This is a genomic window from Micromonospora sp. USAFONa4, assembly GCF_057197825.1.
On the sequence record NZ_CM170072.1, the window covers coordinates 6,337,517 to 6,356,012 of the forward strand.

General features: G+C 74.3%; 6 protein-coding genes and 1 pseudogene. 5 read left to right on the plus strand and 2 right to left on the minus strand.

The genetic code is table 11. The features are described 5' to 3' along the window. Nucleotides 1-13: 13 nt before the first annotated feature. The 4 genes and pseudogenes from AC0OO9_RS27260 to AC0OO9_RS27275 form a co-directional block, all read left to right on the plus strand. Nucleotides 14-5,485, plus strand: a pseudogene (locus tag AC0OO9_RS27260) (type I polyketide synthase); the annotation flags it as partial. A gap of 87 nt (nucleotides 5,486-5,572) precedes the next feature. Next, nucleotides 5,573-6,625 (plus strand): ABC transporter ATP-binding protein, encoded by a 1,053-nt coding sequence (locus AC0OO9_RS27265; RefSeq protein WP_484513374.1) that lies wholly within the window; start codon nucleotides 5,573-5,575, stop codon nucleotides 6,623-6,625. Further along, nucleotides 6,622-7,461: an ABC transporter permease gene (locus AC0OO9_RS27270; protein ID WP_484513375.1), complete on the plus strand. Its 840-nt coding sequence runs from the start codon at nucleotides 6,622-6,624 to the stop codon at nucleotides 7,459-7,461. Before AC0OO9_RS27265 ends, AC0OO9_RS27270 begins: the two co-directional genes overlap by 4 nt. A 365-nt stretch (nucleotides 7,462-7,826) precedes the next feature. Beyond that, nucleotides 7,827-9,233, plus strand: coding sequence for a glycosyltransferase (locus AC0OO9_RS27275; protein WP_484513376.1), 1,407 nt, complete (start codon nucleotides 7,827-7,829; stop codon nucleotides 9,231-9,233). Nucleotides 9,234-9,300: 67 nt separating this feature from the next. Here the strand turns inward: AC0OO9_RS27275 and AC0OO9_RS27280 are convergent, their stop codons facing one another. Further along, on the minus strand, nucleotides 9,301-12,117 hold the full coding sequence (locus AC0OO9_RS27280) for a helix-turn-helix transcriptional regulator (RefSeq protein ID WP_484513378.1): 2,817 nt from the start codon (nucleotides 12,115-12,117) through the stop codon (nucleotides 9,301-9,303). Between the two features lie 712 nt (nucleotides 12,118-12,829). After that, nucleotides 12,830-15,682, minus strand: a complete 2,853-nt coding sequence (locus AC0OO9_RS27285) for a helix-turn-helix transcriptional regulator (RefSeq protein WP_484513380.1) — start codon at nucleotides 15,680-15,682, stop codon at nucleotides 12,830-12,832. A gap of 1,393 nt (nucleotides 15,683-17,075) precedes the next feature. Between AC0OO9_RS27285 and AC0OO9_RS27290 the strand changes: the two genes are divergently transcribed. Then, complete coding sequence (locus AC0OO9_RS27290) at nucleotides 17,076-18,455, plus strand: AMP-binding protein (protein ID WP_484513382.1); 1,380 nt, start codon at nucleotides 17,076-17,078, stop codon at nucleotides 18,453-18,455. Nucleotides 18,456-18,496 lie beyond the last annotated feature (41 nt).

Sequence of the window (18,496 nt, forward strand, 5' to 3'; positions counted from 1 at the left end):
TGAGGAGCCCCCGATGAGTGTTTCACTGGACGAGGTCGTCGGCGCGCTGCGCGCGTCCCTGCTCGACAACCAGAAGCTCAAGCAGCAGAACCAGCAGCTCACCGCCGCGCTCAGCGAGCCGGTGGCGATCATCGGCATGAGCTGCCGGTTCCCCGGCGGCGTCGGGTCGCCGGAGCAGCTGTGGGACCTGGTGGCCGACGGCACCGACGCGATGTCGGCGTTCCCCGACGACCGGGGCTGGGACCTGGGGGCGCTCTACGACCCCGATCCCGACCCGGACAGCCGGGGCACGTCGTACGTGCGCGAGGGCGGGTTCCTCTACTCCGCCGGGGACTTCGACCCCGCCTTCTTCGGCATCAGTCCCCGCGAGGCCCTCGCGATGGACCCGCAGCAGCGGCTGCTGCTGGAGACCGCCTGGGAGGCGTTCGAGCGGGCCGGCATCGACCCGACCACGCTGCGCGGCGCGCCCACCGGCGTGTACGCGGCGACCAGCAGCCAGGGCGACTACGCCGCGCTGCTCACCGGGGTCAGCGGCGGCGTCGAGGGCTACCTCGGCACCGGTAGCGCCGCGGCCGTGGCCAGCGGCCGGATCTCGTACGCCCTGGGACTCGAGGGGCCGGCGGTCACCGTGGACACGGCGTGCAGCTCGTCCCTGGTCGCGTTGCACCTCGCCTGCCAGGCGCTGCGGCTGGGGGAGTGCACCATGGCGCTGGTCGGCGGGGTGTCGGTGATGGCCACCCCGACCGTCTTCGTCGAGTTCTCCCGCCAGCGCGGCCTGTCCACCGACGGCCGGTGCAAGTCGTTCGCCGCCGCTGCCGACGGCACCGGCTGGTCCGAGGGGGCCGGCATGCTGCTGGTCGAGCGGCTCTCCGACGCCCGCCGCAACGGCCACCCGGTCCTCGCCGTGGTGCGCGGCAGCGCGGTCAACCAGGACGGGGCGAGCAGCGGGCTGACCGCCCCGAACGGCCCGTCCCAGCGGCGGGTGATCCGGCAGGCCCTGACCAACGCGGGGCTGACCGCCGACCAGGTGGACGTCGTCGAGGCGCACGGCACCGGCACGACGCTGGGCGACCCCATCGAGGCGCAGGCGTTGCTGGCCACGTACGGCAAGGACCGCCGCGCCGACCGGCCGTTGTGGCTGGGGTCGGTGAAGTCGAACATCGGGCACACCCAGGCGGCGGCGGGCGTCGCCGGGGTGATGAAGATGGTCCTGGCGATGCGGCACGGGGTGCTGCCGCCCACCCTGCACGTGGACGAGCCCACCCCGCACGTCGACTGGTCGGCCGGGGCGGTGTCCCTGCTGACCGGGGCGGAGCCCTGGCCGGAGACCGGGCAGCCGCGCCGGGCCGGGGTCTCCGCGTTCGGGATCAGCGGCACCAACGCGCACGTCATCATCGAGCAGGCCGCCGAAGCGGACACCGACGACGCCCGGCCGGCCGGTACGCCCGCCCCGCCGACCCCCTGGATCGTCTCCGCCCGCTCCGCGCCGGCCCTGGCCGGGCAGGCCCGGCGGCTGCTGGACCACCTGTCCGACCGCCCCGACCTGGCCCCGGCCGACGTGGCGTACTCGCTGGTCACCACCCGCGCGGCCCTGCCGCACCGGGCAGCGGTGATCGGCGAGGACCGCGACGCGCTGCTGGCCGGCCTGCGCGCGGTCGCCGAGGAGCGCAACACGTCCGGCGTGGTACGCGGGGTGGCCCGCCCGGCCGGCAAGGTCGCCTTCCTCTTCACCGGCCAGGGCGCCCAGCGCCTCGGCATGGGCGCCGAGCTGTGCCGCCGGTTCCCGGTGTTCGCCGCCGCCTTCGACGAGGTGGTCGGGGAACTGGACCGGCACCTGAGCCGGCCGCTGCGGGAGGTGGTCTTCGCCGATCCCGACTCGCCCGAGGCGGCGCTGCTGGACCGTACCGAGTTCACCCAGCCGGCACTGTTCGCCTACGAGGTCGCCGCCTACCGGCTGGTCACGGCGTGGGGGCTGCGCCCGCAGCACCTGCTCGGCCACTCGGTCGGCGAGCTGGCCGCGGCGCACGTCGCCGGCGTGCTGTCGCTGGCCGACGCCGCGGCCCTGGTGGCCGCCCGGGGCCGGCTGATGCAGCAGCTGCCGGCCGGCGGGGCGATGCTGGCGGTACGGGCGTCGGAGGCCGACGTGACCCCGCTGCTCGACGAGCGGGTGTCGCTGGCCGCCGTGAACGGCCCCCGGTCGGTGGTGCTCTCCGGCGACGAGGAGGCCGTGCTCGCAGCCGGTGCGCGGCTCGCCGCCGAGGGCCGGCGGTCCCGCCGGCTGCGGGTCAGCCACGCCTTCCACTCGGCCCGGATGGACGCCATGCTGGCCGACTTCCGGGTCGTCGCGGAGAAGGTCACCTGGCATCCGCCGACCCTGCCGGTCGTCTCCGACCGCACCGGCGAGCCGCTCACCGCCGCCCAGGCCAGCGACCCGGGCTACTGGGTCGACCACGTCCGGGACACCGTCCGCTTCCACGAGGGCGTCGCCACCCTGGCCGCCGCCGGCGTGGGGACCTTCCTGGAGCTCGGCCCCGACGGCGCCCTGACCGCGCTGGCCCGCGAGTGCCTGCCCGACGTCGAGCCGGCGGCCTTCGTGCCGCTCAGCCGCCGGGACCAGCCCGAGCCGGCCAGCCTGCTCGCCGCGCTCGCCGCCGTCGACCTGCGCGGCGCCGGGGTGGACTGGCCGGCCCTCTTCGCCGGCAGCGACGCCGCGCGCGTCGAGCTGCCCACCTACGCCTTCCACCACGAGCGGTACTGGCCGGATCCGCCCGCCGTCGACCTCCGTCAGCCCGCCGCGCCGAGCGACGACGAGGAGTTCTGGGCCGCCGTGGCCCAGGACCGGCCGGCCGCGCTGGCCGCCGCGCTCGGCCTGGACGCCGACCGGCAGGAGGTACTCGCCGAACTGCTGCCCGCCCTGGCGTCCTACCGGGACCGGCGGCGCCGCGGCTCCGCCCTGGACGGCCTGCGGTACCGCGCCGACTGGGTCCGCGTCGCCGCGCCCTCCGGCACCGCGACGACCGGCGGCTGCCTGGTGGTGGCCGGGACGCGGACCGACGCCACGGGCGTGCTGGCCGCACTGCGCGCCGAGGCACTGGACCCGGTGCTCGTGACCGTGGGCGACGACCCGGACGGGATCGCCCGGGCCGTCGCGCAGGCCGGCGGCACCCCGTCGGTCGTGGTCTCGCTGCTGGCGGCGGAGGCCACGGGGACGGTCGCGCTGGCCGGGACGGCCGCGCTCGTCCGGGCCCTCGCCGGGGGCAGCGCGCCGGTGTGGACCGTGACCCGGGGCGCGGTGGCCGTCGACGCCGACGATGCCGCGCCCGGCGTCGCCGGCGCGTACCTCTGGGGCCTGGGTCGGGTGCTGGCGTTGGAACAGCCGCGCCTCTGGGGCGGGCTGGTCGACCTGCCGGCGGAGCCGGACGACGCCGCGCTCGCCGCGCTCGCCCGGCTCGTCGCGGCCGGCGGCGACGAGGACCAGCTGGCGGTGCGTTCCGGCGAGGTGTACGCGCGGCGGCTGTCGCGCGCCCCGGCCGGCACCGCCGCCGACGCGGACTGGCGGCCCCGGGGCGGGGTCCTGGTGCACGGGGCCGCGGCGGTGCGCACCCCGCACCTGCTGCGGTGGCTCGCCGACCGTGGCGCCACCCATCTCGTCCTCGCCGGTCCCGGGGTGCCCGCCGGCACGGTCGGCCCGGACGTCGCCGTCACCGTCGTCGACGACCTCGACGGGCTGCCCGAGGCGCTGGACCGGCTGGCCGACGCCGGGACCGTGGTCCGCACCGTCCTGCACGTCGCCGACTCCGACGGGGCCGGCGAACCGGTCGCGGCGCTGGACTCGCGCGACCTGGCCCACGCCGTGGCCGCCCGTACCGCCGGGGTGGAGCTGCTCGACCGGGCCTGCGCCGGCCGACCGATCGACGAGTTCGTGGTCTTCACCTCCACGGCCGCCGTCTGGGGCAGCGGGGGAGCGGCGGTCGCCGCCGCCGCCGGCGCCGGGCTGGAGGCGCTGGCCGCCGGCCGGCGCGCCGCCGGCCACCCGGCCACCGTCGTCGCGTGGGTGCCCTGGGCCGACGAGGTCACCGACCCGGCACAGCTGCGCCGCCGGGGGGTCCGTCCGCTCCCCGCCGAACTGGCCGTGGCCGCGTTGCAGCAGGCCGTGGGCCGCGGCGACGACCAGCTCGCGGTCGCCGACCTCGACTGGCCGGCGTTCGTGCCGGCCTTCACCGCCGTGCGGCCCGCACCGCTGCTGCGCGGCGTGCCCGAGGCGGCGGCGGCCGCGGACCGGGACGCCGGCCCCGGTGGCGAGGCGACCGACCCGGCCCGGGCCTTCCGGGACCGGCTGGCCGGCACGCCGGCCGGCGATCGGCTCGGGATCCTGCTGGATCTGGTCCGCGCGCGCGTGGCCACGGTGCTCGGGCACGCCTCGCCCGGGGCGGTCGAGGCAGACCGGGACTTCCTGGAGCTCGGCTTCGACTCGCTGACCGCCCTGGAGCTGCGCGACGCGCTGTGCCAGGAGACCGGGGCGGAGCTGTCGGCCACCCTGCTCTTCGACCATCCCACCCCTACGGCGCTCGCCCGCCACCTGCTCGGTCAGCTCGGCGGCGCGGACGCGGCCGGGGACGGCGCGGACGCCGCCGGGGGACCCGCTGCGGAGAGTTCCGGCGGCGGACTGCTCGGCGGGCTGTTCAACCAGCCGAAGGCGCGCGAGGATCCCGCCGGGTACGCCGAGCTCCTGGTCAAGCTCGCGCAGTTCCGGCCCAGCTTCAGCGAGCCGGCGCAGCTCACCCGCCCGGCCGGCATCCTGCGGCTGGCCGAGGGCGGCGCCGCGGCGCAGCTGGTGTGCTGCTGCACCATGTCCCTGCTCTCCGGCGCCCACGAGTACGCCCGGCTCGCCGCAGGCTTCCGGGGGGTGCGCAACGTCTGGGCCCTGCCCAACCCCGGGTTCGGCGTGGGCGAGGAGCTGCCCGCCGACCTCGACGCCCTGCTGCGGGTGCACGCCGACACGGTGCTGCGCGCCGTCGGCGCCGGCCCGTTCGTGCTGGCCGGTCACTCGGGTGGCGCGATGGTGGCCAACCTGCTCGCCGGCGAGCTGGAACGCCAGGGCCGCTCGCCGGACGCGGTGGTGCTGATGGACACCTACCCGGCGAACAGCGAGGTGCTCGGCGGATGGGTGCCGCAGCTGCTCGACGGGATGATCGACCGGGAGACCGCGTACACGCCGATGGACGACTGGCGGACGACCGCGTGGGCCGGCTACCTGCCCCTGTTCCTGGACTGGCAGCCGTCCGAGATGGCGGCGCCGACCCTGCTGGTCCGGGCCAGCGAGCCGTTGGGGGAGTGGAACGGCGAGGAGGACGGCTGGCGGTCCCGCTGGCCCTACCCGCACGAGGTGGCGGACGCCGCCGGTGACCACTTCAGCATGGTCGCCGACCGGGGGCCGGAACTCGCCGGAACGCTCCAGCGGTGGCTGGCCGCGCGGGGTCTGTGACCGTTCCCGCCCCTGGCGTGCCCCTAGCGCCCCCTATCGGCGCACACACATCTATCGAACCGACGTTGCAGGACGGAGCATGACGACGTGGACGAGGCAGTGGTGGTCACGGAGCTGGTCAAGCGGTACCAGCCCAACATGCCACCGGCGGTGGACGGGCTGAGTTTCTCCGTCGCCGCCGGTGAGGTCTTCGGCCTGCTCGGGCCGAACGGAGCGGGCAAGACGACGACGATCGGGGTGCTGACCACTCGGGTGCGGGCCACCTCGGGCCGGGCCCGGGTGTGCGGCGCGGACGTGATCGGCGCGCCCGCTGTCGCGCGGCAGTTGCTGGCGGTCGTACCGCAGCGGGTGAACCTGGACCGGGCGCTGACCGTCCGGCAGAACCTGCTGTTCCACGCGGCGTACCACCGCGTGCCCCGGGCGGAGCGCATCCGGCGGGCGGACGAGCTGCTGGACCAGATGGGGCTCAAGGACTTCGCGAACCACCGTACCGACTTCCTGTCCGGCGGCCTCGCCCAGCGCACGATGATCGCCCGCGCGCTGATGCACTCGCCCCGGGTGCTCTTCCTCGACGAGCCGTCCGCGGGCCTCGACCCGCAGTCCCGGCTCTTCGTGCACGACCGGGTCGCCGAGCTGAAGCGGTCCGGGGTGACCGTGGTGGTCACCACGCACGACATGGACGAGGCCGAGAAGCTCTGCGACCGCGTCGGCATCGTCGACCACGGCAAGCTGCTCACCCTGGACACCCCGTCCGCGCTGACCCGTACGCTGCCGGGCAGCAGCACCCTGACCCTCGTGGTGACCCCCGGCGCCCCCGCCGAGCAGGTGCGGGACGCGCTCGACGCGATCCCGGACGTGGAGCAGGTGGAACACTTCAAGGTGACCGCCCCGGCGCCCGTCGCCGCGCCGGCGTTCCCGGGCATGCCGGCGATGCCGATGCCCGCGCCGGCCCCCGACGCCCCCGCCGACCCGGACGCCCCGCTCTCCTTCCGGGTCTACACCAGCGGCCAGCCGGCCAACGCCATCCCGATGGCGATGAAGATCCTCGCCGACCTGGGCTGCGAGGTCCGTGACCTGAACATCGGCCAGCCCAGCCTGGAAGATGTCTTCATCCACCTGACCGGAAGGGAACTTCGGTGAGCGTCGCCGCCCCCGCCCCCCCGTCCGCGCCGTCGCCGGCCTCGTCGCCGCCGCCGGTGCGCGCGCTGGACCAGTTCGCCACGTTCCGGGCGGTGCTCTCGCGGGACCTGTTCGTCACCGGCCGGGAGCTGGTCGGCTTCCTGCTCCAGGTCTTCATCCAGCCGCTGTTCATGCTGCTGATCTTCGGCAAGGTGCTCAGCGACCTGGGCTACGCCAGCGACGACTTCTCCAACGTGCTGCTGCCCGGCGTCATCGCGCTGAACGCCTTCCTGATCGGCCTGGAGAACACCGCGCTGCCGATGATGATGGACTTCTCCTTCACCCGGGAGATCGAGGACCGCCTCCTGTCGCCCATGGCGATTCCGCTGGTGGCCCTGGAGAAGATCGTCTTCGGCGGCATCCGTGGCCTGATCGCCGGCGTGGTGCTCATCCCGGTCGGCATGCTCATGCTCGGTGTCACCTGGCCCTGGGCGGTCGTGCTCAAGGTGGTCGGGGTGTTGGCGATCGGTGCGCTGGTCGGCGCGGCGGTGGGCCTCGCCTTCGGCACGCTGGTGCCGACGCAGCACATCCAGATCATGTTCACCGTGGTGATGACCCCGATCATGTTCACCGGCGCGACCCAGTTCCCGCTGCTGGGCCTGGACTCGCTGCGTTGGTACCAGGTGATCTGCTCGTTGAATCCGCTCAGCTACATCAGCGAGGCGACCCGGTCGCTCGTCGGCCCGCCGGGGGTCGAGTCGCTGCCGCTGTGGCTGTGCATGTGCGTCCTCACCGGGGTCTTCGTGGTGTTCTCGATGATCGGCATGCGCGGCTTCATGCGCCGCGCCGTGGACTAGCCGACAGGATCCGACCCGCCGATGGCCCGAGCCGCACCTGCGGCTCGGGCCATCTGCCATTTACCAGCGCAAATGCAGATCGGGCCACTCCTTCCGGATTTATCAGGAAGAAATTTCACCTGCTCGATGGGCACCGTCATGTCAGCCGTGGCAGGCTGTACGGACGGCGGTGGCTCATCCTTCCGGCTGCTTCGGAGTGGCAACCGTCCCCTCAGGGCTCCGCCGAACGTTGCCGCACCGACGAACGTCGGTGCCGGCCCGGCCGCAGACCGAACGGCTCCACGAACAGCCCGTCGGTGCGGCGTACTCCAGGGTCGGACGGCGCGGGTCGCCGCACAGGCGGGAAGGAGTGACGGACGGTGGACATGACCGGAAACGACCGTGACCGGGCGGTACTCGTCGTCGCCTACAACAGCGCGGGGATGTTCAACCCGCTGCTCAGCATCGCTGGCGAGTTGAAGGCCCGGGGCGTCGGGAACATCTGGTTCGCATCGACCGAGGACCGCCGGGCGGACGTCGAGGGACTGCGCGGGCCGGGCGAGGTCTCGTTCGTCTCGCTCGGCCCGGCCCGGCCGCAGTCGTCACCGGACAGCTGGGACGACGCGACGTACCGGCTGCTGACCACCGGCGACCGGGCGACCAGCTTCGCCCGGTACCTCGACGTCAGCACCGACTACGACCACGTGCGGCAGCTCCACCGGCGCTGCCTCCAGGTCATCGACGAGGTCGGGCCGGTGGTGGCCGTGGTCGACAGCCTCGCCAGCTGGGCGATGGACGCGGCGCAGACCCGGCAGCTGCCCTTCGTGGTCAGCATCTCGCTGCCGCCGTCCAACTTCTTCCAGGAGCAGCTGCCGGCGCGCTACCCGGCCCCGTTCTCCGGGCTGCCGGAGCGGATGACGCCCCGGCAGCAGGCGGCCAACCTCGGCTTCCGCAACCGGCTGGTGCGGGCGCTGATGGAGCCGGACCGGCTACGGCGCAGCCTCGCCGCCGTGGCCGCCCGGAAGGCGGCCGGCATCCACAACCCGGAGATGCGCCCGGCGGGCTACGTCGAGGCCGCCGCGGCGCTCATGGCGTACACGGTCTTCGGCTTCGAGTATCCCTTCGCGACCGCCCCGGAGAAGCTGCGGATGCTCGGTCCCGTCGTGCCCCGGGAACTTCCGCCGGCCGACGGCGACGACGAGCTGACCCGGTGGCTCGACGCGCACCCCTCGGTGGTCTACGTCGGCTTCGGCACCATCATGCGACTGTCGCGCGGCCAGGTGGACGCGATCGTCGAGATCGCCGACCGGCTCGGGCCCGAGCACGCCGTGCTGTGGAAGGTGCCCGCGCGCCAGCAGCACCTCCTCCCGCCGGCGCGGCGGCTGCCGGGCAACCTGCGGGTGGAGGCGTGGGTGCCGTCGCAGCACCGGGTGCTGGCCCACCCGCACGTGCGGGTCTTCTTCAACCACGGCGCCGCCAACGCCATCCACGAGGCGGTCCACTTCGCCGTGCCGCAGCTGGTGATGCCGTTCTGGCTGGACTGCCCCGACGGGGCGGTGCGCGCAGTCGACAGCGGGGTGGCCCTGTCCGTCGAGCGCGCCGACTCGCCGGACGTCGAGGACATCCTCGCCAAGCTCGCGCGGCTGCTCGGCGAGGAGACGTTCCGGGCGCGGGCGCAGCTGTGGAGCCGGCGGATGCGGCAGGCCGGCGGGGTCACCGCCGCCGCCGACCTCGTGCTCGAACACCGCGACGAGGCGGCGGCCCGTCGTGCCGTCGGGCTGGCCGTCGGCTGATCTCCCGGTCGTCGTACGCGCCGCGGGGGCGCGGTGGGCCACACCCACCGCGCCCCCGCGACGTCGGTCAGGACGCGGCGCCTTGGGTCTCGTCGGCCAGCGCCTCCGCGTACGCGACGAGCCGGGACGGCAGGTCCGTGCGCCGCTTGACGTCGAGCTTGCGGTAGACCCGGGTCAGGTGCTGCTCCACCGTGCTCACGGTGATGAAGAGCTTGCTGGAGATCTGCCGGTTGGTGTGCCCCTGGGCGGCCAGCGCGGCGACCCGGCGTTCGGCGTCGCTCAGCCCGTCGTCCGGCTCCTGCAACTCGGCGGCGGCCGGGTACGCCGGCAGTCCGCTGCCCGGCTCCCGGCGGATCAGCCGCTGGGCCAGCACCGACGCCCCGCAGTCCTGGGCGAGCTGGTACGCCCGGCGGACGAGCAGTCGGGCACGGGCGGAGTCCCCGGCACGTTGGAGCGTCTGGCCGGTGTCGCCGAGGGCCCGGACGAGTTCCAGCCGGTCGCCGCTGGACTGGAGCAGGTTGACCGCTTCGGAGAGCAGCTTGCGCCGGTGGTCCTGGGCGGCGGTGGTGGCGAGCAGCCGGAGCGTCCGGCCCCGGGTGCGGTCGTCGACCCCGTGCGGCACCCGCAGCTGCTCCTGGAGAAGCTGCGTGGCCTGCGTCTTGTTGCCGACGCTGAGCTGCACCCGGGCCAGCTCCAGCCGCCACGGCACCAGCCCGGCGGCGTCGATGCCCCAGGCGCGCATCAGCTCGCCGCACCGGCGCAGGTCGGTGGTGGCGGCGTGCGGCCGGCGCACGGCCAGGTGGTGCCGGGCCCGGGCGGCCAGGTAGTGCAGGCCCAGCGGGGTGCGGAACATGCCGGGCGGGACGGGGTGGGCGAGCCACCGTTCGGCCTCGGAGAACCGGCCCGACTCGGTCGCGCAGGCGACCAACGTGGCCAGCGGGCCGGCGACCGTCACGCCCCAGGCCGGGGCGGGCATGTCCTCCAGGGCCGCCCGCGCGTGGTGCTCCGCGCCGGGCAGGTCGCCGACGCGCAACGCCGCCTCCGCCCGGACCGCCCGGATGACGGCCCGCCACACCGGGGCGTGCTGGGCCGCCGGCCGGCCGAGCAGCACGTCTCCCCAGACCGCGGCCCGGTCGGACCGACCCGCCCAGAGCAGCGCCAGCAGGGGAGCGGTCAGCAGACCCAGCGCGCCGTCGTCCGTGTGGTGGCGCTGGAGAAGCTGCTCGGCGGTTGCCACGGTGTCGTTGTCCGCGGCCGGCGTCAGCGCGGTGCCGAGCACCGTCACCGCCTGGAGCAGCGGGCTGATCGTGGTCGGCGCGCTCGCCGCCCGGCTCCAGGCGCTCGGGGTCTCCCGCACGGTGGTCAGGTGTTCCGGGTGGGAGAGGGAGACCAGCAGCTGCATCATCCGCAGGCGACCGGCCGTGCCGGCCGAGCCGTGCTCCTCGTCCGTCGGGAAGGCGCTGACCGCCTCGGTGGCCTCGTCCACCCGGCCCTGCCAGAGCAGGTAGGGCACGGCCGACAGGCCCGCGTCGGTGGACCACCCGGCGGCCCGCGCCGTCTCCACCAGCTCGGTCAGCTGCCCGTTCACGGCCAGCGGGTTGATCTGCCAGCGGGCGTTCACCAGCATCTCGGTGGTGGCGGTCCGCTGCTGCGCGTCCACCGGGGCGCGGGAGACCAGGCGCAGGCACGCGGCGGCCACGTCGGGCCGGCCCGACGCCAGCGCGTGGCCGGCGGCGTCCTGGAGCACCGGCACCACCCAGGGCGCACTCGCCGAGCCGGCGGCCACCAGGTGCTCGGCGACCACGCTCGGCTCGGCGCCGTGGTCGTGCAGCACCTCGGCGGCGCGCTGGTGCAGGCTCCGCCGTTCGTCGGCCGACATGTCGCCCAGGATCGACCGCAGGATGCGCGGGTGGCGCAGCTGGTCGCCCTCCATCAGGCCCGAGGTGCGCAGCACCCTCACCGCCGGGGCCGTCGACTCGGGCACCACGTCGAGGAGGTGGCCGAGCAGTTCGGTCGTCGCGGGCCGGTTGAGCACCGCCAGCGCCTGCGCCACCCGGCGCACCCCCGGCTCGTGCCGGTACAGGCAACCGAGCACCGCCTGGTCGAACGCGTCGCCGACCGGCGGGCCGTACTCGTCGTTCGTCTCCGCGCCGGCCCGCTCCTCGAGCAGCGCCCGGGTGAGCAGCGGATTGCCGCCGGTCATGCGGACGCAGCGTTCCGCCGTCCGCCGGGCGTCGGCGTTGTCGGCCTCGCCGCCGACCAGCCGGGCGACGGCGTCGACGGTCAGCGGCGGCAGGCCGATGCGGGAGAAGTGCGGCTGGCTGAGCAGCTCGGCGCGGAACAGCGGGTGCGGCGGCCGCAGCGTCGAGGCCTCCGCGAGCACGACCATGATCCGGGCGTGGCGCAGCCGGCGGGTCACGTAGAGAAGGCAGTGCAGCGAGGCCGGGTCCGCGTGGTGCACGTCGTCGACGACGAGGACCAGGGGTCCGGCGGCGGTCAGGTCGAGCAGGGTGGCGAAGAGACCGTGCAGCAGGGGGGCCCAGGCCCGGTCGCCGTCGGCCGCCTCGGCGCCGGGCTCGGGCAGCGGTACGGCGAAGGTGGCGTCCCGCATCAGCTTCTCGACCCGGGCCGCGGCCTCCGGCGTGAGCCGTGCACTGTGGAACAGCTGTCCGACCACTCCCAGGTGGAGCCCGCGCTCGGCCCGGGAGCCGGCGGCGCTCATCACCTGCCCGCCGGCGCCCGCCGCCCACTCGCCGAACGACTCCAGCAGGCTCGTCTTGCCACTGCCCACGGCGCCGGTGACCAGCGCGACGTGTCCGCGCTGCTGGTCCTCACAAGCCCGGAACGCGTGCCGGAGACGGGTCGTCTGCTCCTCTTGCTGCACCAACACCAACGTGTCAGCCCTTCTCCTACGCGGCGCGGGACCGGGAACCCCGGTGTTGCCGACGCCGCCTCCCCCTTGCCGGACAGCCGCCCCTCCACCCGCGTCTTCCGGGTAGGGGTGGAGCGCACCGGGCCGCCGTGCCGGGTGGACCTGGAAATCTTTCGCCGGACCGGGGTTTTCGCCGTACGGTCCGGGTGCTCAGGGGAGTCTGGCACCGGCGTGGGTGTGCGACAACGGGCGCGAGACCCCATCGTTTCGCGCACAAACCTGCGGCCCTGAAACGCATTTAGGGGTTGCGCGAAGAGCGATGAAGGGGTGTCGGACTCGACCCGGCGGGGGAGATGGCGACACGGTGAGGGGCTGGTGTCGGGTGTGCGGCTTGATGGTGTCACATCGGGCTTCGCGACGCACGCCCGGTTGCACGCTCAGTGCTGGGGTGTGGACACCCGGCGACGGTCGGCGCAGGTGGCGGCCGAAGCCAACCCTCCACAGTCGACAGCAGAGACCGGCGGAAGCCGGGGCGAACGACGGCGGACGGCCGGCGGTGGCCCACGCCGAGATTGGCCGCAGGTGCAGGGCGACGTGGTCGTGCGGACCCTCGTGCGACCGCAGGTCGACGATCCGGTCCGGGACAGGCCCAGGAGACCACGGCCGGCGGTGAGCCGCGGCCGGGACGGTCGGCGGGGCAGGAGCGGTGGTCTGCCGGCGAAGGTCAGCGCGGCCGGGGCCCGCCGGGCCGGTGGCCCGGGTCGTCCCTGCCTCGCGGCGGTGGGTCCAGGACCGTCGCGCCGGGTCGGTTCATGCGCAGCCGGGCGGCCAGTTCGCTGCGCGAGTTGACGTCCAGCTTGCGGTAGATGCGGGTCAGCCGCTGCTCGATGGCGCTGACGGTCAGGAAGAGCTTTTCGGCGATCTCGCGGTTGGTGTGGCCCTGGGCGGCCAGGGTGGCCACATTGCACTCCGCGTCGGTCAGTCCCCGGACGACGGCCGTCGCGCCGGCACCCTCGGCGCCACCGCTCCTGGCGGAGAGGCCGGGCCGCAGCATCGGGATCCCGCACTCCTCGGCGAGGAGCCGGGCCGACCGCGCCGCGACGCGGGCCTGCCGCCGGTCGCCGACCTGCTGGTAGGCCTGGCCGAGGTCGGCCAGGTTGTGCGCCAGCTCCATCCGGTCACCGCACTGCCGCAGCAGCCGGACGGCGCTGCGCAGGTGCGGGATCCGGTCCGGCCCGTCCTCGGTGGCGGCCAGCACCCGCAGGGCGGCGGCCCGGTGCCGCACGTGCACGGGCCGCAGCCGGGCCAGCTCTTCGCGTACCAACCGGCCGGCCTGCTGGCGGCGGCCCATCCGGAGCAGCGCCCGCGCGGACTCGGTCCGCCACGGGACGAGGCCCGAGAAGTCCAGCCGCCAGCGGTTCATCAGCTGCCCGCAGAGCTGGAAGTCGGCCAGGGCCGCCTCGGGGCTTTCCGCGGCGAGGGCGTGCATCCCGCGGGCCTGCAGGTAGTGCAGCCCGATCGGGGTCTCGAACATCGCCGGGGGGACCGGCACCTGGAGGGAGGCCGCGGCCGCGTCGAGCTGGTCCATGAAGGTGAGGGCCCGTACCCGGACGGCGAGCGGAATCCCGATCACCACCCCCCAGCCCTTCGGCGAGAGCTGACTGAGCGCCTCGTCGGCCAGCTTCTCGGCGCGGGGCAGGTCGCCGAGCCGCCCGGCGACGGCCGCCCGGAGTGCCGCGAGCGTCGCCGACGGGGTGGGGTAGCGCGGGGTGGCGGGGTTGCGGCCCAGCCGGTCGCACCAGTCGTCGGCCAGGTCCAGCCGGTCGGCGTAGATCATGGCGATGAGTGCGCAGACGGCGGTCCACATGTTCGGCTCGTCGTCCAGCCCGGTGGTCGACAGCGCCCGCTCGGCCTGCTCGACCGCGCTGGCGTCACCGCGGTCGAGCACGGCGGACAACAGGGTGGCGCCCTCGATCCCGCGCTTGACCTTGGCCAGCGTGAGCGGGTCCCGGGCGGCCACGGCGGGTGCGGGGCGGTCGACCATCACGCCGGGGTAGAGGGTCGACATCCAGCCCGTGGTGACGAGCAGTTCGGCGGCGGACCTCGGGTCGGCGCTGTCCGTCCGTTCGCTCAGGTGGTTGACGAGATCGACGGCCTTGTCGATCTCGCCGTGCCAGAGCAGGTAGTGGATGGCGCCGGCGGCCTGCTGGCTGCCGAGGTGCCCGGCGCGGATGGCGCTGACGACGCCGACCAGGTGGGGGATCGCGGCCTGCGGGTCGAGACGCCACTCGGCGCGGGCCAGCGCGGAACGGATCCGCGCCCGCAGGCATTCGCCGGCGCAGCTCCGGTGCGCGCGGCGCAGGTAACGCAGCGCGGTCTCCATCTCGCCGTCGCGCAGCGCCTGCTCGCCCGCGTCCAGCAGGGTCTGCGCCATCCAGGGCTCGGCCAGCTCGTCGATCCCGACCAGATGCGGCGCGATCCGGGCCGGGGCCGCGCCGTCGTCGTGCAACAGGCAGGCCGCCTCCAGATGCAGCCGTGCGCGTTCCTCGGCGGTCATGCCGTCGAGGACGGCCTGGCTCACCGCCGGATGGCGCAGCCCCTGCTCGGTGATCAGTCCCGCGCTGGTCGAGTCGTCGATCGCTCCGAGCGCGGCCCGTGACCGTGCGTCGACGAGATGGGGCAGCAGGCTGCCGTGCAGCGGCTCGCCGGTCACGGCCAGCACCCGGGCGGCGTTGAGCACCAGTTGGTCGCAGCGGTACAGGCAGCTGAGCACGGCCTCCCGGAACGACTCCCCGACCACGGGACGGTCGGCGGGCCGGGGCGCGGCCGCCTGGTCCTCGGCGAGCGCCTGCACCAGCATCGGGTTGCCGCCGCTGATCCGATGGCTCTCCTCGGCGATGGTGCGGGCGACCGGAACGCCGAGTCGCCGGGCGAGTAGTTGGAACGTCCCGTCGGCGGTGAGCAGCGGCAGCCGGATGCGCTGCAGCCGCGCGGGTTGCAGCAGCTCGGCGTGCACGTCGGGCCGCCAGGGCCGGGTGCGCGGCGCCTCCGTCAGGATGATCAGCACGGGTAGCCCGGAGATCCGTCGGGCCACGTAGTCGAGGCAACGCAGCGACGGCACGTCGGCGTGGTGGATGTCGTCGACCGCGATGACCAACGGCCCCTGCGCGGTCATCTCCAGCAGGGCCCCACCGATCGCGGCGGTGGCCAGGGCGGTGTCCTCGTGGTCCGTGTCGTCGGCGTCGGTCCAGGTGAGGGCGCCCGCGTCCAGCAGCCGCCCGAGGCGGGCCCAGAGGTCGGGGTTGCCGGCTCCACTCAACGGCGCCGCCCGCACGATCTGCCGGATGACCTCCAGCGGGACGGTGCGTTCGGCGCGGGAGGCACTCGCGCCGAGGACCCGTGCCCCGGAGTCGCACGCCTGCCGGGCGAAGGTCTGCAACAGCGTGGTCTTGCCGGTGCCGACCGGGCCGGTCAGCACGGCGACGGTCCGGTTGGTCGGGGAGGCCCCACTGCTTAACAGGTCCGTCAGCCGGCGTTCCAGCATGCTGAGCAGGCACGACCGCTCGGTCAGCTCCATCGACGCGGCCCCCGGAGGAGCGTGCGGTCCGCGGTCACCGGAGGGGCCGCCCGCCCTGCGCGCCCCTGGAGCTCGACGAAATCGGAGACCGGCAATTCTTGACCCATTCCATTATTAGCAAATATAGACGACCGTCGAGCATGGCCGGCGAACCATCGACCGACTTGACCGGCTGGCGACTCCGGGTCGCGTCCCCACCAGCGTCGGTGATAATTCCCCAGCCTCTCCGGGTCGGCCTTCCCCCTATCGACCACCGTGATGGTGGGAGTATGGCAGTTCGGCAATTGGGCGGCAAGCCGAGGTTTGTAAAGGATGGGCAAACATCGGTTCTGTCTCGCATCGGCCCGAGCCGGCTTCGCGCGTACGGGCGACAGCGGAAAGTCGCCGGGCGATCCCGTAACGTGACAGTATGCCGCCGTGGCCCATTGGTCGCGCCTTTTCCGGCCCGCTCGGCGATTGGCGGACGCGTTCTTGCGTGCTAGGCGTCCGGTGCGTGTCCACGTCGTCACCGCGACGGAGTTCCCGTCGTCGGCCCGTCGGCGGCGAAATCGCCTTCCGTCGGCGGCCGTCCCCGCGTCGGTTGGGCCGGAAGCCCTCGACGTCATCCCGGGTAAGCGCTGCTCAACTCAGTGTCAACATGGTCGGCGCGCGGCCCGGTGGCCATGGGCGCGGTGCGGCCCGGCGTGGGAGCGCTGACGGTCGGAAGGGGGTCGGGGGTGCCTGCCGGCCCGCCGGGCCGAACCGGCGACGAGTCGCTCCCGGGCGCGGGCGGGCGGCTCGACAATTGTTAAAGGTTCCCGATTGTTGCGGCGTGCGACATCGCCTGCCCGAAGTGCGACTGCGGGCCGCCGGGTCGCCCGGGATCGGGACTCGGCGCGCGTCGCCGATGCGCCGTCCGATTCGGACCTTTGGGAAATTCACCGATTATGTTGTTAAAAAAGAATTATGTGCCCTGGGGCCTGTCGGCGGGCGCCGGTGTCGCTGCGTGGGTGACGGAATGCGGTCGGACAAGTGTAACCGACATCAATGTCCCAACGATCCATTACTGCTGCTCGGCAATTTTTCGTCAAAAGTCGACTCCAATGTCCGTCTCTGTCGGCGAGTCGTCGTCCATCCATAGTGTCGGCCACGGGAAAGGGCGGTCCGGCCCGCCGGTGCCGAAAACCGGACGAGATCCTGTCCTACCTGGCCTGTCGGCCTTGCAGGGGACCCGGTCCGGGCAGCTAGGGGTTGTGCCGGGCCGATAGCCCGGCCTAATTTCGGGGCACCCGTTTCCAGCATCGGGATAGTCGGATATGGGGCCGTGCCCCCGTGACCTGAAGGGTTCTGTGGCCGTCGTGATGTTCCACCTGCCGCCGCGACTCGTTGCCGCCCTCCGCAGGGGATAGCGCAGATGACACTGCTGCCGGCGCTGCGGGGATTCGGCGCGGACCGGGCCGATGCGGTCACGGTGGCCGGCGGCACACTCTCCAGCGAGGCCCTGCTCGGCTGCGTCACCGCGGTCGCCGACCGGATCAGGGGTGCGGTCGCGGTCGCCGTCGACGGCACACCGAACCTGGAGACGGTGGTGGGAATGCTCGGCGCCGTCCACGCGGGCGTCCCGCTCGTACCACTGCCCCCCGACGCGGACGAGTGCGAACGGGGCCGCATCCTGCGGCAGTCCGGGGCGACGGTGCTCCTCGGCCGCCACCGGTCCGACACCCACCGGCTGCCCACCGTCCCGGTCGACCTGCGGGAGCGCTCCTCGACACCGCACCCCGAGCCGGCGCCGGGCACCGACGCGGTCATCCTCTACACCGGGGGCGCCGGCGGGCCGTCGCGCGGGGTACGCATCTCGCGCCGCGCCATCGCCGCCGACCTCGACCTGCTGGCCGACGCGTGGCGGTGGAACGAGGAGGACGTCGTGGTCCAGGGCGCGCCGCTGTTCCGGGCGTACGGCCTGGTCGTCGGCCTGCTCGGCGCGTTGCGGGTCGGCAGTCGCTTCGTCCACCTCGACCGCAACGCCGCCGCCGGACCGGTCGGCACCATGTACCTGGGGTTGCCCGAGCAGTGGGCGAAGATCGCGCTGAACGCCCACTGGGCCCGGTCGCTGTCGGCGGCGCGGATCCTGATCTCCGCGGACGCCCCACTGGCCTGCGCCGTGGCCGAACGCCTCCGGCTGCTCACCTCGCACACGCCGGTCCAGGCGTACGGCACCACCGAGACGCTCATCGCGCTGACCGGGCGGGCCGACGACCCCACGGTCGCCGGCGCCGTCGGCACCCCCCTGCCCGGGGTGGAGACCCGGGTGCTGGACCGCGAGGCCCGACCGGTGCCGGCCGACGGCGAGTCGGTCGGCGAGTTGAGCATCTGCGGGCCGACGCTGTTCAGCGGCTACGTCGAGGGCGGGCGGGGCCCCGCCGCCGGTCACTGGCACGCCACCGGCGACCTGGCCACCGTGGCCGCTGACGGCTCGTACCGGATCATCGGTCGGCGCGGGCTCGACGTGCTGCACTGCCGGGGCCGGCGGATGCACGCCGGGCAGATCGAGGAGGCGTTGCTGAGCCACCCCGGTGTCCGGGAGGCCGCCGTCGTCGGCACCCCGCACCCCGCGCTCGGCGAGCAGGTCACCGCGTACGTAGTCGCCGAGGGGTTGACCGCGCAGGTGCTCATCGACCACGTCGGCCGGTACCTCTCCGCGGGTCAACGGCCCCGGCGGGTGCACTTCGTCGACGAGCTGCCACGCAGCGCGCTCGGCCGGATCAGGAAGTCGCTGCTGATCGCCGCCGGTTGAGCCGACCGGGGGAGTGGGCGGCGGTCCACCGGCGTCCGCCC